26 protein-coding genes are annotated in these 23,558 nt (G+C 63.4%); 13 read left to right on the top strand and 13 right to left on the bottom strand.

Going from position 1 to position 23,558, the window contains the following annotated elements; genetic code table 11:
* Together ABLE86_RS09860 and hisB are read right to left on the bottom strand one after the other, a co-directional pair.
* Entirely contained in the window at positions 1-483 is a 483-nt protein-coding gene (locus ABLE86_RS09860; RefSeq protein WP_348778776.1) for a DUF2628 domain-containing protein, read from the bottom strand.
* Positions 484-487: 4 nt separating this feature from the next.
* Positions 488-1,087, bottom strand: coding sequence for an imidazoleglycerol-phosphate dehydratase HisB (hisB, locus tag ABLE86_RS09855; protein WP_348778775.1), 600 nt, complete (start codon positions 1,085-1,087; stop codon positions 488-490).
* A gap of 201 nt (positions 1,088-1,288) precedes the next feature.
* On the opposite strand from hisB, the gene hslV reads away from it, so the two are divergent.
* The 5 genes from hslV (at position 1,289) to ABLE86_RS09830 (ending at position 5,326) form a co-directional block, all read left to right on the top strand.
* Entirely contained in the window at positions 1,289-1,837 is a 549-nt protein-coding gene (hslV, locus tag ABLE86_RS09850; protein ID WP_348778774.1) for an ATP-dependent protease subunit HslV, read from the top strand.
* A 1-nt stretch (position 1,838) separates the two neighbouring features.
* Positions 1,839-2,339, top strand: a complete 501-nt coding sequence (locus ABLE86_RS09845; RefSeq protein ID WP_348778773.1) for a GNAT family N-acetyltransferase — start codon at positions 1,839-1,841, stop codon at positions 2,337-2,339.
* Positions 2,339-2,935 (top strand): DUF2585 domain-containing protein, encoded by a 597-nt coding sequence (locus ABLE86_RS09840; protein ID WP_348778772.1) that lies wholly within the window; start codon positions 2,339-2,341, stop codon positions 2,933-2,935. The genes ABLE86_RS09845 and ABLE86_RS09840 overlap by 1 nt, the downstream gene beginning before the upstream one ends.
* A gap of 7 nt (positions 2,936-2,942) precedes the next feature.
* Complete coding sequence (hslU, locus tag ABLE86_RS09835) at positions 2,943-4,247, top strand: ATP-dependent protease ATPase subunit HslU (RefSeq protein WP_348778771.1); 1,305 nt, start codon at positions 2,943-2,945, stop codon at positions 4,245-4,247.
* Between the two features lie 119 nt (positions 4,248-4,366).
* Positions 4,367-5,326: a DUF1402 family protein gene (locus tag ABLE86_RS09830; RefSeq protein ID WP_348778770.1), complete on the top strand. Its 960-nt coding sequence runs from the start codon at positions 4,367-4,369 to the stop codon at positions 5,324-5,326.
* A 74-nt stretch (positions 5,327-5,400) separates the two neighbouring features.
* Here ABLE86_RS09830 and ABLE86_RS09825 read toward each other — a convergent pair whose 3' ends face one another.
* The 5 genes from ABLE86_RS09825 to ABLE86_RS09805 form a co-directional block, all read right to left on the bottom strand.
* On the bottom strand, positions 5,401-5,790 hold the full coding sequence (locus ABLE86_RS09825; RefSeq protein ID WP_348778769.1) for a DUF4440 domain-containing protein: 390 nt from the start codon (positions 5,788-5,790) through the stop codon (positions 5,401-5,403).
* A gap of 126 nt (positions 5,791-5,916) precedes the next feature.
* Positions 5,917-6,279, bottom strand: coding sequence for a helix-turn-helix transcriptional regulator (locus ABLE86_RS09820; protein WP_348778768.1), 363 nt, complete (start codon positions 6,277-6,279; stop codon positions 5,917-5,919).
* Positions 6,276-6,821: a Smr/MutS family protein gene (locus tag ABLE86_RS09815; protein ID WP_348778767.1), complete on the bottom strand. Its 546-nt coding sequence runs from the start codon at positions 6,819-6,821 to the stop codon at positions 6,276-6,278. The genes ABLE86_RS09820 and ABLE86_RS09815 overlap by 4 nt, the downstream gene beginning before the upstream one ends.
* Complete coding sequence (locus ABLE86_RS09810) at positions 6,818-7,915, bottom strand: murein transglycosylase A (protein ID WP_348778766.1); 1,098 nt, start codon at positions 7,913-7,915, stop codon at positions 6,818-6,820. Before ABLE86_RS09810 ends, ABLE86_RS09815 begins: the two co-directional genes overlap by 4 nt.
* Positions 7,916-7,937: 22 nt before the next feature.
* The gene (locus ABLE86_RS09805) at positions 7,938-8,642 is read right to left on the bottom strand and encodes a Tim44/TimA family putative adaptor protein (protein ID WP_348778765.1); all 705 of its coding nucleotides are present in this window, start codon (positions 8,640-8,642) and stop codon (positions 7,938-7,940) included.
* Between the two features lie 209 nt (positions 8,643-8,851).
* On the opposite strand from ABLE86_RS09805, the gene ABLE86_RS09800 reads away from it, so the two are divergent.
* Together ABLE86_RS09800 and secB are read left to right on the top strand one after the other, a co-directional pair.
* Entirely contained in the window at positions 8,852-9,340 is a 489-nt protein-coding gene (locus ABLE86_RS09800) for an FxsA family protein (RefSeq protein WP_348778764.1), read from the top strand.
* Between the two features lie 111 nt (positions 9,341-9,451).
* Positions 9,452-9,946, top strand: coding sequence for a protein-export chaperone SecB (gene secB / locus ABLE86_RS09795; protein ID WP_348778763.1), 495 nt, complete (start codon positions 9,452-9,454; stop codon positions 9,944-9,946).
* Between the two features lie 149 nt (positions 9,947-10,095).
* Here secB and dnaQ read toward each other — a convergent pair whose 3' ends face one another.
* From dnaQ to ABLE86_RS09770, 5 genes are all read right to left on the bottom strand, one after another.
* Entirely contained in the window at positions 10,096-10,827 is a 732-nt protein-coding gene (gene dnaQ / locus ABLE86_RS09790) for a DNA polymerase III subunit epsilon (protein ID WP_348778762.1), read from the bottom strand.
* Positions 10,828-10,959: 132 nt separating this feature from the next.
* Positions 10,960-11,553: a dephospho-CoA kinase gene (gene coaE / locus ABLE86_RS09785; protein WP_348778761.1), complete on the bottom strand. Its 594-nt coding sequence runs from the start codon at positions 11,551-11,553 to the stop codon at positions 10,960-10,962.
* Entirely contained in the window at positions 11,550-12,392 is an 843-nt protein-coding gene (locus ABLE86_RS09780) for a shikimate dehydrogenase (RefSeq protein WP_348778760.1), read from the bottom strand. The genes coaE and ABLE86_RS09780 overlap by 4 nt, the downstream gene beginning before the upstream one ends.
* Entirely contained in the window at positions 12,385-12,984 is a 600-nt protein-coding gene (locus ABLE86_RS09775; RefSeq protein ID WP_348778759.1) for a Maf-like protein, read from the bottom strand. The genes ABLE86_RS09780 and ABLE86_RS09775 overlap by 8 nt, the downstream gene beginning before the upstream one ends.
* A 134-nt stretch (positions 12,985-13,118) precedes the next feature.
* Positions 13,119-13,940: a pyruvate, water dikinase regulatory protein gene (locus tag ABLE86_RS09770; protein ID WP_348778758.1), complete on the bottom strand. Its 822-nt coding sequence runs from the start codon at positions 13,938-13,940 to the stop codon at positions 13,119-13,121.
* A gap of 401 nt (positions 13,941-14,341) precedes the next feature.
* Between ABLE86_RS09770 and hemE the strand changes: the two genes are divergently transcribed.
* The 3 genes from hemE to rho all read left to right on the top strand — a co-directional run bounded on the left by hemE (position 14,342) and on the right by rho (position 17,344).
* The gene (hemE, locus tag ABLE86_RS09765) at positions 14,342-15,376 is read left to right on the top strand and encodes a uroporphyrinogen decarboxylase (RefSeq protein ID WP_348778757.1); all 1,035 of its coding nucleotides are present in this window, start codon (positions 14,342-14,344) and stop codon (positions 15,374-15,376) included.
* A complete protein-coding gene (gene hemJ / locus ABLE86_RS09760; protein WP_348778756.1) occupies positions 15,373-15,912 on the top strand; it encodes a protoporphyrinogen oxidase HemJ in 540 nt (179 codons plus the stop codon). The genes hemE and hemJ overlap by 4 nt, the downstream gene beginning before the upstream one ends.
* Before the next feature lie 166 nt (positions 15,913-16,078).
* Positions 16,079-17,344: a transcription termination factor Rho gene (rho, locus tag ABLE86_RS09755; protein WP_348778755.1), complete on the top strand. Its 1,266-nt coding sequence runs from the start codon at positions 16,079-16,081 to the stop codon at positions 17,342-17,344.
* Positions 17,345-17,432: 88 nt separating this feature from the next.
* On the opposite strand, the gene ABLE86_RS09750 is transcribed toward rho, so the two are convergent.
* Entirely contained in the window at positions 17,433-19,457 is a 2,025-nt protein-coding gene (locus ABLE86_RS09750; RefSeq protein WP_348778754.1) for a thioredoxin domain-containing protein, read from the bottom strand.
* Between the two features lie 62 nt (positions 19,458-19,519).
* Here ABLE86_RS09750 and mnmE point away from each other — a divergent pair, with 62 nt between their 5' ends.
* The 3 genes from mnmE to rsmG all read left to right on the top strand — a co-directional run bounded on the left by mnmE (position 19,520) and on the right by rsmG (position 23,527).
* Entirely contained in the window at positions 19,520-20,842 is a 1,323-nt protein-coding gene (mnmE, locus tag ABLE86_RS09745; RefSeq protein ID WP_348778753.1) for a tRNA uridine-5-carboxymethylaminomethyl(34) synthesis GTPase MnmE, read from the top strand.
* Positions 20,843-21,020: 178 nt separating this feature from the next.
* The gene (mnmG, locus tag ABLE86_RS09740) at positions 21,021-22,898 is read left to right on the top strand and encodes a tRNA uridine-5-carboxymethylaminomethyl(34) synthesis enzyme MnmG (protein WP_348778752.1); all 1,878 of its coding nucleotides are present in this window, start codon (positions 21,021-21,023) and stop codon (positions 22,896-22,898) included.
* On the top strand, positions 22,895-23,527 hold the full coding sequence (rsmG, locus tag ABLE86_RS09735; RefSeq protein WP_348778751.1) for a 16S rRNA (guanine(527)-N(7))-methyltransferase RsmG: 633 nt from the start codon (positions 22,895-22,897) through the stop codon (positions 23,525-23,527). The genes mnmG and rsmG overlap by 4 nt, the downstream gene beginning before the upstream one ends.
* The last annotated feature ends 31 nt before the right edge of the window (positions 23,528-23,558 follow it).

The raw sequence follows: 23,558 nt of genomic DNA, 5'->3' as shown, positions 1-23,558 counted from the left end.
TCAGGCCCTTCCCGGATAGTTCAGCAGACCGAGCGCAGGGCCCGTCGGCCCGGGCCGCGCCGGAGCCCGCGGCGGCGTGTCGGCCAAGGGCGCAGCCGCTTCGCCATTGCCGTTTCCGACCTCGCCCAGATAACGCATTTCCGCGTCCTGGGCACTGTTGGCTTCCACGACACCCCACTCGCGCCAGCCGCGCCGGCGCAGCGCGGCGATGCGCAGTGCCGCGCCTTCGAGGCCGAAATAGATGGAGACGAGCAGCGACAGAAGCGAGCCGGCCACCTCATGGCCGGTGAACTTGCCCAGCGCCGCCAGCGCCAGCGCAACGGCGAAGTAGAGCAGCGTTTCCACCCAGAGGCGGTGCCACAGCAGCCAGAGCGGCGCCACGAGGAACGCGAGCAGCGAAAAGCCGTCGCGCACCAGCACGGCGCGCTCCGAAGCGGCGGAGGCGCTTCGCGTCGGCGGTTCAAGCACGACAAAGGCGGCCATAGCGTCAGCCTTTCAGCGAACCCTTGGTGGAAGGCACGGCGTTTGGCTGGCGCGGGTCGGTTTCCAGCGCCATGCGCAGCGCCCGCGCCACCGCCTTGAAGCAGGTCTCGGCAATGTGGTGGTTGTTGGCACCGTAATGGTTGGTCACATGCAGCGTTATGCCGGCATTCTGCGCGAAAGCCTGGAAGAACTCGCGCACCAACTCGGTGTCGAACGTGCCGATCTTGGGCGCGGAGAAGGCCACGTTCCAGACCAGGAACGGCCGGCCGGACACGTCGATCGCCGCGCGGGTCAGCGTCTCGTCCATGGCCAGGTCGATCGAGGCATAGCGCACGATGCCGCGCCGCTCGCCCAGCGCCTTGGCCAAGGCCTGGCCCAGCACAATGCCGGTGTCTTCCACCGTGTGGTGGTCGTCGATGTGCAGGTCGCCCTTGGTGCGCACGGTCATGTCGATCAGCGAATGGCGCGACAGCTGGTCGAGCATATGGTCGAAGAAGCCCACACCGGTCGAAATGTCGGACCGGCCGGTGCCATCGACGTCGATGGACACGGTGATCTCGGTTTCCTTGGTCTTGCGGCTGACTTCGGCGGCACGAGCGCTCATGGAGCTGTTCCCTTGCGGTTCCTTACGTAAATCGCGAGCCTTCTAACAGCATGGCGGTGCGATTGCCAGTTGCATCGGCGCCTTAGGTCGGCCGCTTTTGCAGACCCTTTGCAATCGCCCGACCGGCGCATACATATGTTGCCAATATTCCTCGTACCGCGCCAATCGCCTTTCAGGGATAGTGCGAAATCGGAGCCATTTATGTCCAATGAATTGACCATGCACGCCACCACAATCGTGACCGTGCGCAAGGGCGGCAAGGTGGTGATCGCCGGCGACGGCCAGGTGAGCCTCGGCCAGACCATCATGAAGGGCAATGCCAAGAAAGTGCGCCGCCTGGGCAAGGGCAATGTGATCGCAGGCTTTGCCGGCGCCACGGCCGACGCCTTCACCCTGCTCGAACGCCTGGAAACCAAGCTCGAGCAATATCCCGACCAGTTGACGCGCGCCTGCGTCGAGCTCGCCAAGGACTGGCGCACCGACCGCTACCTGCGCCGGCTGGAAGCGATGATGCTGGTGGCCGACAAGAACGTGTCTCTGGCGCTGACCGGGACCGGCGACGTGGTGGAGCCCGAACACGGCGTCATGGCCATCGGCTCCGGCGGCAACTATGCGCTGGCCGCGGCGCGCGCGCTGATGGACACAGACAAGGATGCCGAGGAAATCGCCCGCAAGGCGATGGAGATCGCCGCCGACATCTGCGTCTACACCAACCACAACTTCGTCGTCGAAACGCTGGACGCGGTCTGAGGTGCCGGCCGAATACAGCTTCCGCCCGCTGACGGGCAAGGATATGCCTCTCCTTGCCCGCTGGCTCGCCGAGCCGCATATGGCGGCGTGGTGGGGCGATGCGGCCGCCGCACTGGAAGAGATCCGCGAGCATATGGACAGCATTTCGGTGGAGCCGTTCATCGTCGAGCTCGACGGAAAGCCGATCGGCTACATCCAGAGCTACGACCCGCATCTGGAGGACGACCACCCCTATGCAGACCAGCCTTTCGGCACGCTGGGCATCGATGTTTCCATCGGCGTGCCCGAATTTTTGGGCAAGGGGCACGGCGCGGCGATCGTCAGGCAGTTTGCGGAGATGCTTTTCGAGGAGGGCGCGCCGCGCGTCATCATCGATCCGCACCCGGACAATCTTCGCGCCATCCGCGCCTATGAGAAGGCAGGCTTCCGCCAGCTTGGCCGCCGCACCTCCGTCTATGGCGAAGCCATGCTAATGGTGCTGGACGACGAAGGGGGCGATTGATGAGCACGACGGCCGCCGGCAAGGCCTCGCATCGGCGGATTTCCTGGCCGGCAGGTATGGCTATCGTGGCCGTGCTGATCGCCGCGCAGGCGCTGATCCTCTACCTGATGGGCCGTCTGCCAGTCTGCGAATGCGGCTATGTGAAGCTCTGGCACGGCGTCGTCCAGAGCTCGGAGAACTCGCAGCACATCGCCGACTGGTACACCTTCTCGCACATCATCCACGGCTTCCTGTTTTACATGCTTGCCTGGCTGGTGCTGCCCGGCCGGTCGATCTGGCTCAGGCTGGGGCTGGCGCTTTTTGTCGAAGGTGCCTGGGAGATCATCGAGAACAGCGACTTCATCATCAACCGCTATCGCGAAGAGACGATCTCGCTCGACTATTTCGGCGACAGCATCGTCAATTCGGTGTCCGACACGCTGGCCATGGTGCTGGGCTTTGTGATGGCCGCACGGCTACCTATATGGATCGTCGTGACCCTCGCCCTCGTCTTCGAAATTGGCGTCGGCTACCTTATCCGGGACAATCTGACACTCAACGTGATCATGCTGCTGCATCCGTTCGAGTTCATCAAGCAGTGGCAAAACGGGTTGTAGTAAGATCATGAGCACTTTTTCCCCGCGCGAAATCGTTTCGGAACTCGACCGCTACATCATCGGCCAGAAGGAGGCGAAGCGCGCCGTTGCGATTGCGCTGCGCAACCGTTGGCGCCGCCAGCAGCTCGACGGGCAGATGCGCGAAGAGGTGATGCCCAAGAACATTCTCATGATCGGGCCCACCGGCGTCGGCAAGACCGAAATCTCGCGGCGGCTGGCCAGGCTTGCCGGCGCGCCCTTCATCAAGGTCGAGGCCACCAAATTTACCGAGGTCGGCTATGTCGGCCGCGACGTGGAGCAGATCGTGCGCGATCTGGTCGAGGCGGCTATCGGGCTGGTGCGCGAGAAGATGCGCGAAGACGTCAAGGCCCGCGCCCATCTGAACGCCGAGGAGCGTGTGCTGGAAGCGCTGGTGGGCAAGACCGCCAGCCCGGCCACGCGCGATTCCTTCCGCAAGAAGCTGCGCGATGGTGAACTGGACGACAAGGAGATCGAGATCGAGGTGGCCGACACGAGCACCCCGATCGGCGGCTTCGAGATCCCCGGCATGCCCGGCGCCAGCGTGATGAACATCGGCGACATGCTGTCGAAGGCGATGGGCGGCGCCCGCACCAAGACGCGCAAGACCACGGTGAAGGACTCCTACGCCCTGCTGATCAACGACGAATCCGACAAGCTGCTCGACCAGGAAGAGGTGGTGCAGCGGGCGCTGACTGCGACCCAGGACGACGGCATCGTCTTCCTTGACGAGATCGACAAGATCGCGGCGCGCGAGGGCGGCGTGGGCGCCGGCGTCTCGCGCGAGGGCGTGCAGCGCGACCTGCTGCCGCTGGTCGAGGGGACGACGGTGGCGACCAAATACGGGCCGGTGAAGACGGACCACATCCTGTTCATCGCTTCCGGCGCGTTCCACGTGGCCAAGCCGTCCGACCTGCTGCCCGAGCTGCAGGGCCGCCTGCCGATCCGCGTCGAGCTGCGGGCCCTGGACAAGGACGATTTCAAGCGCATCCTGACCGAGACGGAAGCCAGCCTCATCAAGCAATATATCGCCCTGATGCAGACCGAGGGCGTGACGCTCGAATTCAGCGACGACGCCATCGACGCGCTGGCCGGCATTGCAGTGGAACTGAACGCCAGCGTGGAAAACATCGGCGCGCGCCGGCTGCAGACAGTGATGGAACGGGTGCTCGACGAGATCTCCTATGACGCGCCGGACCGCTTCGGCACCACGATCAAGATCGACGCGGCCTATGTCGAAAAGCAGGTCGGCGACCTTTCGCGCAACACCGACCTGTCGCGCTTCATCCTCTGAGGCCCGCCCCGCCGCCTGTCACGGGCGGCGCGGCCAACCGCCAAGAAAAGCGCTCGACACCCTCGGGCGCTTTTCCTAATTTGCGCGCCTCGTGCCTTTCAGAAACGTCCCGGCGACTGATGAATAAATCTCCCTTCGTGGCCTTGGTGCTTGCTCTGGCATGCGGTGTCCCGCCCGCATCCGCCCAGATCGTCGTGCCGACTGGAAACCGCAATGTCGAACAGCCGCCGGTGCCGGGGGCTTCGTCAAAGCGCACCCAGGCCGGCAAGACCAGCTTCGACGCCAAATATCGCAAAATCTACGCGCTTCTGAAGAACGACGCCGGCTTGCGGGGCAAGATCCGTGAGGTCGCGGCGGAGTACCGGCTTGATCCCATTCACATCGTCGGCGCCCTGGTGGGCGAGCATACCTACAATGTCGATGCCTATGACCGGCTGCAGACTTATTATGTGAAGGCGGCGTCCTATCTGCTGAGCGGCCTCAGCTTCCGCCACAATGGCGAGGACATTTCCGATTTCGTGCAGCGGCCCGAGTTTTCGACCTGCGCCGACAAGTCCGACAGCAATGACCTGTGGACCTGCCGCGAAACCGTGTGGGACCGGCAGTTCCGCGGCAAGACCGTCGGCGGCACCAGCTTTCCCGACAATCGCTTCAGCGCCACCTTCTTCCAGCCGCTCTATGCCGGCCAGACCTTCGGCATCGGCCAGCTCAACCCGCTGACCGCGCTCAAGGCGAGCGACCTGGTGCATCGCGTGTCCGGCCTGCCCAAGCTCGATGCCAGCCGGCCCAACCAGGTTTATGAGACGATCATGGATCCGGACCTGACCGTCCCCTATGTCGCGGCGACCATCAGGATGTCGATCGATGCCTATCGCGACATCGCCGGCTTCGACATTTCCAAAAATCCCGGCCTGACGGCGACGCTCTACAATGTCGGCAACCCCGAGGCCCGCGCCCATGCGCTGAAGGCCGAGAACCAGCAGCGGCAAAGCGAGGGCCTCGAGGAAAAGCTGCCGCAGGAAAACTATTACGGCTGGCTGGTCAACGACAGGCTGGCCGAACTGCAGGCGCTGTTTTAGCGCCCTTGCCCTGCCTCTGATGGAGAGTTCGGCCTCAGGATACCCAGGAGACCAAGAGAAGTCGCTTGATTAAGTCAAACGGGTGGCTTGGTTATGGTGCCTTGATGAAACACCATCTGCCATCGAGCTCCTGTGTGCTTCCAAATGGAACTCCGCAAAGCATGCCACTCTCGCCCCTGACGTTCTGTCCGCCTGGTGCGGTAGGTGAGAAGAACCGCGCCGTCTGAGATAAAGGTCAAGGAATAGTCGAACGCGTTCAGTTCGCTATCATCATTGCTGTCCTGCTCTTGCGCCAGCAGATCGATGACTTCATCTCGTTCATACACCGCACCTGAACTTCCGAACTCCACAAACCCTTCGGCAAGAAGCTCCTGGACCGCCTGTCTTGAGCGACGCACCTCTGGGCGGTGCAGCGCCTCTTCGAGCGAGCGAATTTCGTCAATCTCAACGGTGAAGCGGGTCATTGCTACGGTCCTACCTAAGCCTGGACTACGACGCCCAACAAAGCGTACGGCGCGACTTGTCAGAATGCAAACTAACCTCGCCACACTCCGCCGGTGGTATAGTTCGGCAGGACAAAACCGCCCAGCTCAGCGCCGGCGCGCCTTTTCCACCAGCGAGATCAGGCTGCCGAGATCGTCCTCGTCGAGCCTGCCGATGTTCTCGGCCAGCAGGTTGGCGAGCTGCGTGGCCGCCGGCGACAGCTCGGAAGTGTCGATCACCACGCGCGGATGCGAGCTTTCGGCCAGCCGCTGCAGTTCCTCCGCATCGTCCCAGATCACGTTGAAATAGCCGATGATCTTCTGCAGCAATGCCCATGTCGGCGCCCCGCGCTTGCCGTGCTCCAGCGCCGACAGATAGGCCGGGCTGACGCCGATCGCGGCGGCCATTTCCTTCTGGCTGACGCGCCTTTCGCGCCGCAACTGCTGCAGCTTCTGGCCGAACGGGGTCATGGCCTGGCCACCGGATGGCGGCGCAGCCTGATATAGAGCGCGCCGGCGCCGCCGTGCTTGCGGGCGGCATGGTCGTGGCTGCTGACCAGGACGCGGAACGGCGGCGTGGCCAACCACCCAGGCACCGCGCGCCGCAGCACCCCCTCGCCGCCCGAGGACGAGCCCTTGCCGGTGATGACCAGCACATAACGCACGCCGCCGGCATAGGCGCGGCCGAGGAAGGACAAGAGCAGCGAATAGGCCTCTTCCTGCGTCATGCCGTGCAGGTCGACGCGGCCCTCGATGGGCAGCCGGCCCTTGGCGAGCTTGCCATGCGTCTGGCTGTCGAAGGAATGGGTGACCGTCAGGCGCGGCTTGGCGGGGGCAGCAGGCGCCGGTTTTGCGACGGGTTTTTCGGCCGCCATGGCCTGTTCCATGGTCATTGCCGGCTCAGGCGGCAGCTCCACCGCCATGCGGCCCTTCAGTGGCGTGGTCGACCGCGCAACCAGGCTCCACAGCACGCGGTCCTCGTCGCTCAGCGGATTGCCGCGCCCGCCGCTCACGACACGGCTCCACTGGCCAGCCCGCGCGGCAGCAGCGCGAAGAAGTCGGCCGCGTTGCGAACCACCCCGGCAATCTCGCCCGCGGCAAAGCCGGAGCCGGCAAACAGGTCGCCTCGCGCCGGTCCGGTGATGGCCGAGCCGGTGTCCTGCGCGATCATCAGGCGCCGGAACGGCGCGCCGTCGAAGGCCGTAAGGGTCGGCGCATCGATGAAGAAGGGCGTGCCGAAAGTGTGCAGCAGCCGGTCGACGGCAATGGAGCGGCCGGGCGTCAGCGGCACCTTGGCGGCGGCAATCGGCCCGAGTTCCGCTTCCTCGACGGCCGCCTCGCGGAAGAAGATGTAGGACCTGTTGCGCCACAGGATCTCGTTCACCCGGTGCGCGTTGGCCTTGAACCAGGCGCGGATCGACTGCATCGTGACCTTTTCCAGCGGGATTTCGCCCAGTTCGGCCAGAACCCCGCCCGGGCCAGTGAAACGCTGGCCGGTTTTCGCGGCATAGGTGACGCGCCGCAGCGATCCGTCGGTCATGAGTAGGCGGGCAGCCCCCTGCACATGGACGAAAAACGCGTCGACCGGATCTGCCAGCCAAGCAATCTCCAGCCCCTGCCCCGCCAGCGCCCCCTGCTCTATCGCCCGCCGGTCGAAATATTCGACCAGGCCTTGCGGCGCCTGCCGCGCGAAGGCGAGATAGGGGTCCATGCCGGCCGGGCGGTTGGCGTCGTCCACGTCTACCAAGTCGGCGGGGCGCGCCAGCAGCGGCACGGAAAAGCGGTCCGTTCTTACGGGGGACGCTTCCACCTCCGGCTCATAGAAGCCGGTGACGAAACCGGAGGGCCTGTCGTCGGGAATTATGCGCGCCGGGACAAAATGCCGTTGGAAGAACGCCTTGGCATCCCCGCCTTCGCAGGCGCGTGCATCGGCATAGGCATCGGCAAAGGCTGAAAATTCAACGCCAAGCGCGCCGGTGCGATAAGGCTTGCTCAGGACATGAAAGGCCGAGCGCCGGAAGGCCGCATAGGCGGCGGCATGGTGGTCCCGGCTCCAGCCGGGCACCTCATCGAACGAAACAATTTGGAAAACAGGCGATAGCGCCACCGGCCCGGCCCCCGCCCGGCGATCATTCTTCTTCTTCGGTCGCCACGAGCTTCCAATTGGGATCGCGCGACCGGGTGTCGCGGGCGAAAGTCCACACATCCTTCACCTCGGCCACGGTCTCGGGATCGCCATCGATCACCTCGCCGGCCTTGTCGCGCGTGGCCGAGATCAGTTCGCTGACGATCCGCAGCGTCAGGTGCGCCTCGCTGCCCTTCATCTCCGCGCTGACGATGTCGGCCTTGTCGATGCCGACGAAGGAAGACTGGATCCGTTCGGAACGGGCCTCGCGATCCGAGATCGCCGCGACGAAGCCATCATAGACCTCGCGCGAAAGCAGGTTCTTGAGCGTCTTGCGGTCGCCGTCGGCATAGGCCATCACGATCATCTCGTAGGCCATCTTGGCGCCTTCGACGAAGCCTCTCGGGTCGAATGAAGGGTCGGCGTCCTTGATGGCGCGCAGGCCCTTGTTGAGATCGGTGTCGGGCTGGGCCACGGCATCGATCGCTGCATAGGCCTCGTCATTATCGGCCGACACGCGCTTGCGCGGCAGCGAAACGACGTTTTCCGATTTCGCCGCGGCATCCTTGTCGCCGGTGCGGCCGGCCGTGTAGGGATCGAAGGGCGGGCGTTCGTTTCCAGTGCGGCGCCCTAGCACGTTGCGCAGCTGGAAGAAGATCACGACGGCCGCGATCAGAAAGAACAGTGTGCCGAAGTCGAAAAATTCCATATCTTCCGCCATACAATCCCGTGTCTTGCGCCCGACTTTTAGGCCGCCGGGAGCCGACATCGTGCCCGCCCGCCGTAATATTGCGCCTTAGCCATGCATATAGAACGCGGGCAGCCCGCATTCAAATTAAAGGCATGCATACCTATCTATCGTATAATGTGCCAGCATGAGTGCAGGCATTTTGCGGGCAATCTAACACAGGCTGGTCAGTGCGCGTCTCCTCCCTCCCCTTCTTCCTGCTTTTGCTTCCGTTGATCGAGATCGCCGGTTTCGTCATCGTAGGCCGTCAAATCGGCGTGTTTCCCACCCTCGCACTCACCGTTGCCACCAGCGTGGCCGGCGGAATGCTGCTGCGCCATCAAGGCTTCGGCGTCATGGCGCGCATCCGCAACGAGGTGGCGGCGGGCCGGGACCCCAGCCGCGAGCTGGCGCATGGCGTGATGATCATGCTGGCCGGCTTGCTGCTGCTTATCCCGGGTTTTTTCACCGACATCATCGGCATCCTGCTTTTCCTGCCGCCGGTGCGCGACCTGGGCTGGAATTTCCTGCGCCGGCGCATCGATTTCACCGTGGACTATGGCTTCATGGGCGGTTTTTCGCGCCGGCCGGGCGACGGCAAGACCATCGATCTCGACGAGGACGACTATTCCCGCGGGACCGATCCGCGCTCGCCCTGGCGGCAGATCCGCGACGAGTGAGGCTGTTTGCGCGCTTCTGCGCAAAACCTTGTCTTGACATAAAGGCCATGCTAGCCAACGCTCGATTTCAATCCGGGCCGCCGGGCGGCTGAATGGAAGAGGAAATGGCTGATGGCCAACAATGAGAACCAGCCGGTGGGCAACGGAAACGGCACCAGCGTGCAGCCCACACTCAACGTACTCGCGCAGTATGTGAAAGACCTGTCCTTCGAGAGCCCGGGCGCGCCCAACTCGCTGCGCGGCCGCGACAAGGCCCCAGGCATCAACATCAATGTGAACGTCAACGCCAATCCGCTGTCGGAAACGGAATTCGACGTCAACCTGACGCTCTCGGCCAAGGCTGCCTTCGACAGTGACGTGCTGTTCAACGTCGAGCTGGTCTATGGCGGCGTGTTCAAGATCGAGGGCTTCCCGCAGGAGCACATGCTGCCGCTGCTCTTCATTGAGTGCCCGCGCCTGCTGTTCCCGTTTGCGCGCCACATCATCGCCGACGCCACCCGCAATGGCGGCTTCCCGCCGCTGATGCTCGACCCGATCGACTTCGCGCAGATGTTCCAGCAGAAGATCGCCGAAGACCAGGCTGCCGCCAAGGTGCAGGTCAGCTAAAGCATGATCCCGAAAAGTTGCAGACTTTTCGGACAAGATCATGCTTCAAAACCGGTCTAAGACACGGTCTCATCGCTTTCGTAAAAAAAACCCGGCCTCGCGCCGGGTTTCTTTTGGCGGTCTGTTTAAGCCGGCCTTCGGCTCGAAACCTATGCCAGCGCTGCTTCCTGGCCTTCGGCCGGATTGTCGAGCTTGCGCCAGATCGCCTTTTCGCCAAGCCCTTCCACCAGCCGTGCATGGGCGGCAAGTTCGGCCTCGCTCAGGCGCGAGGGCAGCGGCTCCGGGCGCGGCGCGATCACGAAGTCTATCTGCGCGCCGCCGCTATCGACCGGCCCCAGATCGGTACTCGCCTCGAGTACCAGCGCGGCCTGCTTGCCGCCGATCAGCTCGATATAGACCTCGGCCAGTAGCTGGGAGTCCAGCAGCGCGCCGTGGAATGTGCGGTGGCTGTTGTTGATGCCATAGCGCCGGCACAGCGCGTCGAGCGAGTTCGGCCCCATCGGGTGCTTGCGCCGGGCGAGCACCAGCGAGTCGATCACCCTTTCGTCGTCGATCGCCGGATGGCCGAGCCGCGCCAGCTCAGCATTGATGAAACCCATGTCGAAGCTGGCATTGTGAGCGATCAGCTTGGCGCCTTCGAAGAAGGCCAGGAATTGTTCGACGATCTCCGGAAAGGTTGGCTCGTTGGCCAGGCGCTCGTTGCTGATGCCGTGCACGGCCAGCGCGTCGGGATGCACCTGCTTGCCCTGCGGATTGATGTAGACATGAAAAGTCTGGCCGGTCGGGAAGCGGTTGACCAGTTCGATCGCGCCGATCTCGATGATGCGGTCCTCGCGGGAATCCAGGCCTGTCGTTTCCGTATCGAAAATGATTTCGCGCAACGAATCACTCCATGCAGCGGCAGTGTGGCGGATCATATCCACATCCCGCCGCGTTTTTCTCATTTCGCAGCCGCTACCGTCGAAAAGAGCACGGCCTCATCGAGCCGTGCGGCGGCAGCGGCGGCGCCGGTATTACGATTTTTCGTCCGCGAGCGCAGCGGCGACGACCTGCCGCACGACATCTCTCGTGTGATCCAGCTCGTGTCCGGTGTCGATCACGAAATCCGCGCGGGCGCGTTTCTCGGCGTCGGGAACCTGCCGCGCGAGGATGCTGGCGAATTTCTCTTCGGTCATGCCCGGACGGCGCAGAACCCGTACGCGCTGCACGTCGGCCGGCGCGCTCACCACCACCACCTTGTCGACGCGGTCGCGGCCGCCGGTTTCGAACAGCAACGGAATGTCGAGCACCGCCAGCGGCGCCCCGGCAGCGCGATGCCGCGCCAGGAAGGCGTCGGCATCGGCGCGCACCAGCGGATGGATGATGGATTCCAGTTTCTTCATCGCCTCGGAATTGCCGAGCACCTTGCCGGCAAGCGCCGTGCGGTCGACCACGCCATCGCGCACCGTGCCGGGGAACGCAGCCTCCACCAGGGGGGCGGCCGCCCCGGCATAGAGGCGATGCACCGCTTCGTCGGAATCGTGCACGGGAATGCCGGCTTCGGCGAACATCTTCGCCGCGGTCGATTTGCCCATGCCGATCGATCCGGTCAGGCCGAGCACGATCATCTGGCGGCACCCAGGTCGGCCACGACCAGATCGCGCAGTTCGGCCGTCACCGCCGGGCGGATGCCGAACCAGTGCTCGAAGCCGGGAGCCGCCTGGTGAAGCAGCATGCCGAGGCCATCCACCGTCTTCAGCCCCCGCGCTTTGGCCGCGGCCAGAAGCGGCGTTTCCAGCGGCACATAGACGATGTCGGTGACCACGGCGCTGTCGGGCAAGGCCGACGGATCGACCGGCAGCTCTTCGTTGCCATGCATGCCGAGCGAGGTGGTGTTGATGAGAAGCCCCGTCTCGGGCAGGAACTCGCTTGCCGCCGCCAGCGGATGCGCCGAAACGCCAGCGGCGAAGCTGTCGGCCAGTTCCTGGGCCCGCGCGACCGTGCGGTTGACGATGCGGATGTTGCGGATGCCGCGAAGCTTCAGCGCATGAACGATGGCGCGCGCGGCGCCGCCCGCGCCCAGCACCAGTGCCGCATCGGTCTGGTCCCAACTGGGTGCATTTTCGTCGAGATTTTCGGCAAAGCCATAGGCGTCGGTGTTCCCGCCCCAAAGCTGACCATCTTCGAACCAGACCGTGTTCACCGCGCCGATGGCTTCGGCGGCCTCGTCGCGGCGGTCGACCAGGCGAAAGGCGGCCTCCTTGTGCGGAATGGTAACATTGCCGCCGGCAAAGCCTTGCGCCGCCAGCCCCGTCAGGAAGTCGCCGAACTTCTCGGGCGCGACGTCAATGGCGGTGTAGGTGCCGGCGAGGCCGTTGGCCTTCAGCCAGAAGCCGTGGATCTTGGGCGAACGCGAATGAGCGATGGGGTGGCCGCAGACGAAAGCCTTCGTTTCAGTCTCAGCCATCTATCGCTCCAAGCTTGCGCAGTTCCTCGAGCAGCGGCAGCAGCGGCAGCCCGACAATGGTGAAATAATCGCCCTCGATCTTCTCGAAAAGCTGGATGCCCTGGCCCTCGATCTGATAGGCGCCGACGCTCGACAGCGCCTTGGCGCCCACCTTGGCGAGGTGCCGGCCGATGAAGGCGGGTTCGAGCTTGCGCATGGTCAGCCGCGCCACCGGCACCGCGCTCCACAACAGCTTGCCGTCGCGCACCAGAACAACAGCGCTGTTGAGCTGATGCGTCTGGCCGGAAAGGTCCAAAAGATGCCGCCGCGCAGCTTCCATGTCGGCGGGCTTGTGGAAGATGCGGTCTTCCAGCGACAGCGTCTGGTCGCAGCCGATGACCAGCGCGCCGGGATGCTTTTCGCTGACATGCAGCGCCTTGGCCTCGGCCAATATCAGCGCCACCTCTTCCGGCGTCACGCCACTTTTTTCCAGCGGCGCCTCCAGCGCCCGCTCGTCCAAATCGGCCGGAACGGCCGAAAACTCCACGCCAGCATTTGCCAGGAGCGCCTTCCTGAAGGGGCTGCCCGACGCCAAGATGATCTTTTCCGCCATGCGGCTTCTCCTGTTGGCCGACCGATCGCCCCGCCCGAAGCACGATCCTTGGCAGCGTTTCACCCGCCGAAAAGATCATGCAGCAAAACAAAAGTTTAGGGCACGAGGCCGGTTCAAGCGAGAGGCGCCCCGCTCTAACGCGTCCTGCTGCGCAGGGCAACGATCGCGGCGGCCGTTTCCTCGATGGAGCGACGGCTGACATCGATCATCGGCCAGTTGTGGCGAGTGCAGATCTGCCTGGCATAGGCGAGTTCTTCGGCAATGGTGGCCCGATCGATATAAGTCTGCGAGTCGAAGCCTGCGCTGGTGCCCAGAAGCCGGTTCTGGCGCACCTGCGATATGCGCTCGGCGGTGGCGATCAGGCCGACGATGAGCGGCTTCCTGGCATGGATGAGGCTTGGCGGCAGCGGCACGCCCAGCACGATCGGCACATTGGCGGTCTTGATGCCGCGATTTGCCAGATAGATGCTGGTCGGCGTCTTGGAGGTGCGCGATATGCCGATCAGCACGATATCGGCTTCCTCGATGTCACTCGGAAGCTGGCCGTCGTCATGCTCCATGGTGAAGTTCAGCGCATCGATGCGCCTAAAATATTCGGCGTCCAGCACATGCTGCGCGCCCACGCGCCGCCCGGCCGGCGTGCCGAGATAGGACTGGAACACCGACAGCACCGGCTCCAGCACCGAAACATAGGGCAGGCCCATGGCCGCGCAGCGGCTGTCGATCATGCGGGCAAGCTTCTGGTCCACCACCGTGTAGAGCACGATGCCCGGCTCTTCCTCGATATCGTCGAACACCTTCATCAACTGCTTCTCGGTGCGGATCAGCGGATAGATGTGCTCGATGGCCCTGGCATCCTTGTATTGCGCGGAAGCCGCGCGCCCCGCGGCCAGCAGCGTCTCGCCGGTGGCGTCCGAGATCAGGTGGAGATGGAAGAAGCTCTGGGGTTTGTTCACAAGAGTCGCCCGGGTCTGTGGTCAAATGTGGATAAAGGGGGACCTTTGGGCCCCCCTGTGGGTTGAGACTGTATCAGATAGCCACTTGTCCACAATTCGCCCCGCTGTCAGTTCGGAATCCGCGCCGGGGATGAGAATGGGGATAAGTCTGACCACCATCGCCCGATCACCAATCGGCCCCAAATCGTCGACTCCGCAAGCCCTTGTAATCTTGGGCTCAATTCGGATAATCCCCAGACTTGTCCAATCCACACCGCCGAAAGCGCGACATTATGCTTTCTGGCGCTCGGGCCGCTCGGGTGGATAAGTGGCAATTCTCGATTCCAACAGAGTCTAATAATCAGAAGACTCTTCTCTCTTAGAAATTATATTTTTTAGAAGAACCGGGAGAACGAAGCTTCATGACGACAAGACGCGCCATGCTGGATGTCCTGAAAGGCGAACCGGTTTTCCCGCCGCCGCTCTGGATGATGCGCCAGGCGGGCCGCTATCTGCCGGAATACCGCGAGGCCAGGAAGAAGGCCGGCGGCTTCCTCGACCTGTGCTACAACCCCGACTTCGCGGTCGAAGTGACCTTGCAGCCGATCCGGCGCTTCGGCTTCGACGCATCGATCCTGTTCTCCGACATTCTGGTTGTTCCGCATGCGCTCGGGCGCGACCTCCGCTTCGAAGAGGGGCGCGGCCCGCTGATGACGCCGATGAGCGCTGCCGACGTCGACAGGCTCGACGGCTCGAGCTTCCACCAGCGGCTGGCGCCGGTCTACGAGACGGTAAGGCGGCTGCGCGCGGAACTGCCCCAGGAAACCACCCTGATCGGCTTCTGCGGCGCCCCCTGGACGCTGGCGACCTATATGATCGCCGGCCACGGCACGCCCGACCAGGCGCCCGCGCGGCTGTTCGCCTTCCGCCATCCGGAAGCGATGGAACGCCTGCTAGCGGTGCTGGTGGATTATTCCGCGCAATATCTGATCCGCCAGATCGAGGCGGGCGCCGACGTGGTCCAGATCTTTGACTCCTGGGCGGGCATTCTCGACGAGGCCACCTTCGAGGCGTTGTGCGTGAAGCCGGTGGCCGAGATCGTGCGCAGGGTTCATGCGGTTCACCCCGACGTGCCCGTAATCGCCTTCCCGCGGGGCGCCGGCACCCGCTATGACAGCTACAGGCAGAAGACGCAGGTTGCGGGGCTTGGCCTCGACTGGACCGTGCCGCTGTCGCAGGCGCGCCAGCTGCAGGCGGGCGGCGCCGTGCAGGGCAATCTCGATCCGCTGCGCCTGGTTGCCGGCGGCCGGGCACTGTCCGAGGGCGTCAGCGCCATTCTCGACGCGCTGGGCAAGGGCCCGCTTATCTTCAACCTCGGCCACGGCATCACGCCGGATACGCCGATCGAGCATGTCGAGGCGATGGTCCGCCAGGTGAGGAGCTTTTCCGGACGATGAGCGCGACGAACACGCCCGAGACCAGCGGAGCCAAGGCGATGCAGCGGGCGGCCGCGGCAATTGCGATCTTCGTGGTTCTGACCGCGCTGCTGTTCTACTTTGCGCCCGATAATCTCTATCTCTGGGCCAAGGCCATTCACGTGATCGCGGTGATCTCCTGGATGGCGGGCATGCTCTATCTGCCGCGGCTGTTCGTCTATCACGCCGACGCCGAGCCGGGCTCGGTGCAGTCGGAAACCTTCAAGGTGATGGAGCGCCGCCTGCTGCGGGCCATCATCAATCCGGCCATGATCGTCACCTGGGTTTTCGGCCTCTGGCTTGCCTGGAAGGGTTTTGCTTTCCACGGCGGCTGGCTGCACGCCAAGATCGCGCTGGTTGTGCTGATGTCGGGCGTGCACGGCTACCTCTCCGCCTCGGTGCGCCGTTTTGCCCAGGACAGGAACACCAGGGCTGCCCGGCACTGGCGGATGATCAACGAGATTCCCACCGTGCTGATGATCCTCATCGTCATTCTGGTGGTTGTAAAACCGTTCTGACGCCTTAAATCCTTATCAAAAGGTGCCTTGCCCTTTGTCACGGGGGCAGATAAAAGACGATTCTTCCTTCCCGCCTGCGCCTTCCTTGCTGACATAACGGTCGCGCCCGGCACTCCATCGCATTCGTCGATATCTTTCTCCCCGATCCCCCTTTCAGAGTCCGTCCATGCAGGAAATGAAACTCCAGGAGTTCAAGAACAAGAAACCGACCGATCTCGTTGCCTTCGCCGAGTCGCTGGAGGTCGAGAACGCCAGCGTCATGCGCAAGCAGGAGCTGATGTTCGCCATCCTCAAGAAGCTGGCGGCCCAGGATGTCGAGATCATCGGTGACGGCGTGGTCGAAGTGCTGCAGGACGGTTTCGGCTTCCTGCGCTCGGCCAATGCCAACTATCTGCCGGGCCCGGACGACATCTACATCTCGCCCTCGCAGATCCGTCGCTTTTCGCTGAAGACCGGCGACACCGTCGAAGGCCCGATCCGCAGCCCGAAGGAGGGCGAGCGCTATTTCGCCCTTCTCAAGGTCAACACCATCAATTTCGACGATCCGGAGAAGATCCGGCACAAGATCCACTTCGACAACCTGACCCCGCTCTATCCGAATGAGCGGATCAAGATGGAAGTCGACAACCCGACCACCAAGGACATCTCGCCGCGCGTCATCGACCTGGTGGCGCCGCTCGGCAAGGGCCAGCGCGGCCTGATCGTGGCGCCGCCGCGCACCGGTAAGACCGTTCTGCTGCAGAACATCGCGCATTCGATCACCACCAACCATCCGGAATGCTACCTGATCGTTCTCCTGATCGACGAGCGTCCGGAAGAAGTGACCGACATGCAGCGCTCGGTGAAGGGCGAGGTCGTGTCCTCGACCTTCGACGAGCCGGCCGCCCGCCACGTGCAGGTGGCCGAAATGGTCATCGAGAAAGCCAAGCGCCTGGTAGAGCACGGCCGCGACGTGGTCATCCTGCTGGATTCCATCACGCGCCTCGGCCGCGCCTACAACACTGTCGTGCCGTCCTCCGGCAAGGTGCTGACCGGCGGTGTCGATGCCAACGCGCTGCAGCGCCCCAAGCGCTTCTTCGGCGCGGCGCGCAACATCGAGGAAGGCGGTTCGCTGACCATCATCGCCACCGCGCTGATCGACACCGGCAGCCGCATGGACGAAGTGATCTTCGAAGAGTTCAAGGGTACCGGCAACTCGGAAATCGTGCTCGACCGCAAGGTGGCCGACAAGCGCATCTTCCCGGCCATCGATATCCTCAAGTCCGGAACGCGCAAGGAAGACCTGCTGGTGCCGCGTCAGGACCTGCAAAAGATCTTCGTTCTGCGCCGCATCCTGGCGCCGATGGGAACCACCGACGCGATCGAGTTCCTCATCGACAAGCTCAAGCAGACCAAAACCAACGGCGATTTCTTCGATTCGATGAACACCTGACCGGGTGCTCGCCAGGCGCGGTTCCAGCATGGCCGAGGCAGCGACGCTTCGGCCCCACTGGGATGGGCATCGGCGGAAGCCTTCGGGTTTATACTTCCCCGCGCAGACGGCGTTCGAGTTCCGCAGGATCGGAAATGACAGGTAGACAGAGCGGGCCGGTGCAAATATATGCGCCGGCCTGTTTCGTTGACGGATAGGTGCCGCCGGGCAGGTTGGGCAGGTCGTCGGCCTCGCCCACCGGGATTGAGATATCCACTCGCCTTGGGTCCGGGTATCGATTCGCTTCCGGAACGAATCTCGGCGCGGCTGGATCGTCCACCATGACCAGCTTCATTGGTGCCAGCACCAGCGCGCAGGCATTGACGATCCCAGCCTGTCCGAATTGCTGGCGGCTCGCCCTGCCGGCGGCATGCTCGGCGACACGCCAAAGCTTGTCCTGAAGTTCGACCGAACCGGTTACGCTTGCCAGCCTCGTCATTGCCTCGATGATCTGGCTGGTTGCGGAAGGGATGGCTTCGTCCACGTCGCCGCGAATGCGGATCGGCACGTCGGTGGCATCGGAGGCGGTGAGAAAATGGCCGTTGCCCTCGCCATCCAGATACCAGCGGTCGAGTTCCGCCACGAAGCGTTTTGCCTGCGCGACATAGGCCAGCTTGCCCGTCGCCTCGTAAAGGGCGATCGCGGCATTGGCCATCGCGGCATAATCGCTGGAGAGTGCCGGATAGAGTGCGCGGCTGCCAAGGATGGAATGCGGCAGGCGCCCGTCTGCATCCGCATGGGAGATCACGAGATCGAAGGCAGCCTCCCCCGCCGCGATCCATTCCTGGCGCGACAGCGCGCGACCGCATTCGGCAAGTGCAGTGATGAGCAGCCCGTTCCAGTCGGCCAGAACCTTGTCGTCGCGGCCGGGTCTCACGCGTTTCTCGCGAGCGGCAAGCAGCTGCTGTTTCAGGTGGGCGACTTCCTGCCGATGCTGCAGCTCATGCCGGTTCTGGTCCGGCGTCTGGTGGATGATCGGCTTGCCTTCCCAATTTGGTGGCTGGGCGAGGCTGAAGCTTTCGAAGAAGGCGGGCGCGTCACTGCCGAGAGTGGCTTCGATCTCGGCCTTGTTCCAGGTGTAAAACAGACCTTCTTCGCCCTCGCTGTCCGCATCGAGGCTTGAAGCAAAGCCCCCGCCTTCCACGCGCATTTCGCGCAAAAGCCAATTCGCCGTCTGTTCGATTCGTACCCGGAACAATTCATTTCCGGTTGCGGCGAAGACCCAGTTGGCCTGCCGCAGCAGCTGCGCATTGTCGTAGAGCATCTTTTCGAAATGGGGCACCAGCCATTCGGCGTCCGTGGAGTAGCGCGCGAGCCCGCCGCCGACATGGTCGTAGATGCCGCCGCGCAGCATGTGCTCGAAACTTCCGGCCACGGCATCGCGATGCTCGGTTGCGCCGTTCTTCAGCCAGCTCAGCCACAGCGTTTGCATAAATGGCGCGTTGGGGAATTTCGGTGCGCCGCGCAATCCGCCGGCCTCGCGGTCGATCATCCCGTTGATGCCGTCTGCAAGCGCGGCAAGTTGGGTATCGGAGAGTTGCGCCGGCGCATGGCTGGCTGCCAGACGCCCCGCGATGTGCGATTTCAACTGCTCGCCGCTTGCGGTCAGGCTTTCCTTCTTCTCCTGCCACGCCTTGTTCACTGCCTCGAGCACCTGGATGAAACCAGGGCGGCCGTAGCGCGTCTCTTTCGGAAAATAGGTGCCGCCCCAGAACGGCTTGGCATCGGGGGTCAGGAACATGGTCAGTGGCCAGCCGCCCTGCTCACCCATCGCGGTCAGGGCGGCCATGTAGATCTGGTCGATGTCGGGCCGTTCCTCGCGATCGACCTTGATATTGACGAACAGACGGTTCATGACGGCGGCGATATCTTCGCTCTCGAAGCTCTCATGCGCCATTACGTGGCACCAGTGGCAGGCTGCATAGCCGACCGACAGCAGGATCGGCTTCTGGGTTTCAATGGCCTCAGCCAGCGACTCTGGCGACCAGGCTCGCCAGTGCACGGGATTGTGGCTGTGCTGGCGCAGATAGGGGCTGGTTTCTTCGGACAGAAGATTTTCGGCCGGCAGCGGCAAGATGTGCACCTCACGCAAACAGTTGCAATTGGAAGATTAGGGCGCAAGGGAAACGCGAGCAAATGATATTCCAGGATACCATCGTAGCCCTGTCCAGCGGTCGACTGCCTTCCGGCATCGCGGTCATCCGTATTTCTGGTCCGCAGACTCGATTCGCTCTCGAAACGATGCTTGGGAAAGTACCCTCCCCGCGCAGCGCCCGCTTCACTGCTTTCCACGCCCCCGACGGCAGACTTTTGGATCAAGGTATTGCGCTGTTCTTCCCCGGCCCGGCCAGTTTTACCGGAGAGGATTCCGCGGAGTTTCATGCCCATGGCGGACGCGCCGTTGTCCAGGCCGTGACCGAAGCCCTCACATCGCTGGAGGGGCTTCGCCTGGCCGAGCCCGGCGAATTCACGCGGCGAGCGTTTCTCAACGGCAAGGTCGATCTATTGGAGGCCGAGTCCCTCGCTGATCTGGTTTCCGCTGAGACCGAGGCACAGCGGCGCTTTGCGGTGCTGAACGCCGAAGGCCGGCAAAGCGGGGTCTATCTCGATTGGCGCCATCGGCTGATTCATGCTCGGGCCATGATCGAGGCCGAAATGGATTTTGCCGACGAGGCCGACATTCCCGGTTCGGTCTCCTCGACCGTGTGGGCAGATGTGCGGGCCATGATCGACGAGATTCGCCGCCATGTGCAGGGCTTTCATCGCGCCGAGATTATCCGCGACGGCTTTGATGTCGTCATCATCGGCGCGCCCAACGCTGGTAAGTCGAGTCTTTTGAACATGCTTGCGCGTCGTGACGTGGCGATCGTCACCGACGAGCCGGGCACCACGCGCGACCTGGTGGAAGTGGTCCTCGATCTCGACGGCGTGAAAGTGCGGCTCACCGACACTGCCGGCATTCGCGAGGCCCCGGGCAAGGTGGAAGCGATCGGCATCGGCAGGGCATTGGAGCGGGCGCGAACTGCCGACCTCATCCTCCACCTGGAAGATGTCACCACTCCCGACCGGATACCCGATACGGAAAGCACCGCCCCAACCCTGCGGATTGGCACCAAGACTGATCTTCTGCCAGCGGCGGCTAAGCCGGATGGTTTCGACTGCCTGGTTTCCAGCACTTCCGGTGCCGGCGTCGATTCGCTGCTGGACATGATCACCGCGCGCGCCGTGACGGCAGTGGGCGACGTGGCCGACGTGCTGCCGTCACGCCAGCGCCATATCGACCTGCTCACGAAGACAACAGACTACCTCGAAGCAGCCCTCGCCCTGCCCGTGGACCAGCTCGAGCTCCGTTCGGAAAACTTGCGCCTTGCCTCCGATCGCCTCGGCCGTATCTCCGGTGCGGTCGACACCGAAGACCTTCTGGACGTCATCTTTTCGCAATTCTGCATCGGCAAATGACTCACGTGAAACACAACCGGCCGGGGTGACTCACGTGAAACATTTCTCCACATGAAATGACTCACGTGAAACACCGGCTTCGCTTCACTCTGTGTTTCACGTGAAACAAAATTACGCCCAGTTGCCTTGACTCCTGAGGCGAACACCAACATTGAGAGGTCGTGTTCCGGAGAGATATATGAACGGCAGCTACGATGTGATTGTTGTCGGCGGTGGCCATGCGGGCTGCGAAGCAGCCAGCGCAGCCGCCCGCGCGGGCGCCCGCACGGCGCTGGTCACGCTGAGCGCGGACACCATCGGCGTGATGTCCTGCAACCCGGCCATTGGCGGCTTGGGCAAGGGGCACCTCGTGCGGGAGATCGACGCGCTGGATGGCCTGATGGGCCGCGTGGCCGACGCCGCAGGCATCCAGTTCCGCCTCCTCAACCGCAAGAAGGGCCCTGCCGTGCGCGGTCCGCGTACCCAGGCCGACCGCAAGCTCTACCGCCTCGCCATGCAGGCGGCGATGGCCAAACAAGAAAATCTGGAGGTCGTCGAGGGCGAGGTCTTCGACCTGGACATCGCCGAAGGCCGGGTTACAGCCGTCATCCTGGCCGACGGCCGGCGCCTGAACTGCGGGGCGGTGGTGCTCACCACCGGAACATTCCTGCGCGGCCTGATCCATATCGGCGAGCGTAATTTCCCCGCCGGCCGCATGAACGAGCAGGCTTCCGTCGGCCTGTCGGTCACCATGACCCGTGCGGGTTTCAAGCTCGGCCGCCTCAAGACCGGCACGCCGCCGCGGCTGGACGGCCGCACCATCGACTGGGCGTCCCTGGACTGTCAGGCGGCAGACGAAGTGCCGGTCCCCTTCTCGCTGATGACCGACAAGATCGCCAACCCGCAGATCGACTGCGGCATCACCCGCACCACGTCGGCGAGCCATGATCTGATACGCCAGAACCTTGGCCGCTCGGCGATGTATTCCGGCAATATCGAAGGCATTGGTCCGCGCTATTGTCCATCTATCGAGGACAAGATCGTCAAGTTTGGAGACCGTGAAGGGCATCAGATATTTCTGGAGCCGGAAGGGCTGGACGACGATACGGTCTACCCCAATGGTATATCAACCTCGCTGCCCGAAGACGTGCAGCTTGATCTCCTGAAGACCATACCCGGTCTCGAGCAGGCGAAGATGCTGCAGCCGGGTTATGCGATTGAATACGACCACGTCGATCCGCGCGAGCTCGAGCTCACGTTAGAAACCCGTCGCGTCAGCAGCCTGTTCCTCGCCGGCCAGATCAACGGCACGACGGGCTATGAGGAGGCTGGCGCGCAAGGGCTTCTGGCCGGGTTGAACGCGGCGCGGAAAGCTTCGGGCGGTGAGGGTGTCGTGTTCAGCCGCACGGAAGCCTATATCGGCGTGATGATCGACGATCTGACCAGCCGCGGTATCACCGAACCCTATCGCATGTTCACCTCGCGCGCGGAGTTCCGCCTCTCGCTGCGCGCCGACAACGCCGACGAGCGGTTGACGCCGAAGGCGATGGCACTGGGGATTGCCGGGGAAGCCCGTTCGGCACGCTTCCACGAGATTGCCCAGCGGCTGGATCACGCGAGAGAAACGGCCAAGTCGATCAGCGTGACGCCTAATGAGGCACGCCGCCACGGTTTCGAAGTCAACATGGATGGCGTGCGGCGATCGGCTTACGACCTTCTCTCCTACCCCGATGTCACTCTGGAGCGGTTGGCGCAGGTCTGGCCGCAGTTTGGCGCCCTTGATGCGCGTTCTGCCGAGGCGCTGGAGATCGAGGCTCGTTACGCCGTTTATCTCGACCGGCAGAGTGCGGACGCCGTGCAGATCCGCAGGGAAGAAGAGCGTCTGATTCCGGCTGGCCTGGAGTTCGATTCGGTTCCGGGCCTGTCCAACGAACTGAAGCAGAAGCTGCGCGAGCGCCGGCCGCGCTCGGTGGCGGACGCTCAGCGTATAGATGGCATGACGCCGGCGGCGCTGGCGATCATCGTGGCGCATGTGCGTCACGCGGAAAGTGTGCAGCAGCGGAAGGGTGCGGCGTGACTTTGGCTGCCTTTGATGAGCTTTGCCAGGTGGCCGGGCCTGTTTCACGTGAAACGTTCGAGCGGTTGCAGGCTTTCGAAACCCTGTTCCGGAAATGGGCAGCGCGCATAAATCTGTCCGCGCCCTCCACTCTGGACGACACGTGGCAGCGCCATATCCTCGACAGCGCGCAGCTTGCCCGCCTTGCCCCCGATGCCAAACGCTGGGTCGATATCGGATCGGGCGGGGGCTTTCCGGGTCTGGTGCTCGGCTTTCTGTTGATGGAGCGGGAGGGCGCCAGTATCGATCTGGTCGAAAGCAACCGCAAGAAGGCCTCCTTCCTGCAGATGGTTTGCGGCGAATTCGGCCTGCCTGCGCGCGTTCACGCCAAGCGAATCGAAGACACCTATGCGGTGATTCGCCAGCCTGAAGTGGTCACGGCGCGTGCCCTGGCACCGCTGCCACTGCTTTTGCAGCTTTCCGCACCCTGGCTGATGGCTGGCGCGAAGGCGTTGTTCCATAAAGGCCGGGATTACCGGGCCGAGCTCGAAGAAAGCGCTCAACTGTGGTCTTTCGACCTGATAGAACACAAGAGCGTGATCGATCCGCAGAGTATCGTCCTAGAGATTTCCAGTCTGCGTCGAGTGTGAATTGCGTTCATCGAACAAGGATCACAAAAGA

The organism is Mesorhizobium sp. KR2-14, from assembly GCF_040049255.1.
GTDB lineage: Bacteria > Pseudomonadota > Alphaproteobacteria > Rhizobiales > Rhizobiaceae > Pseudaminobacter.
Note: the sequence above shows the minus strand (reverse complement) of the source record. Positions and strands in the feature narration are given on the sequence as shown.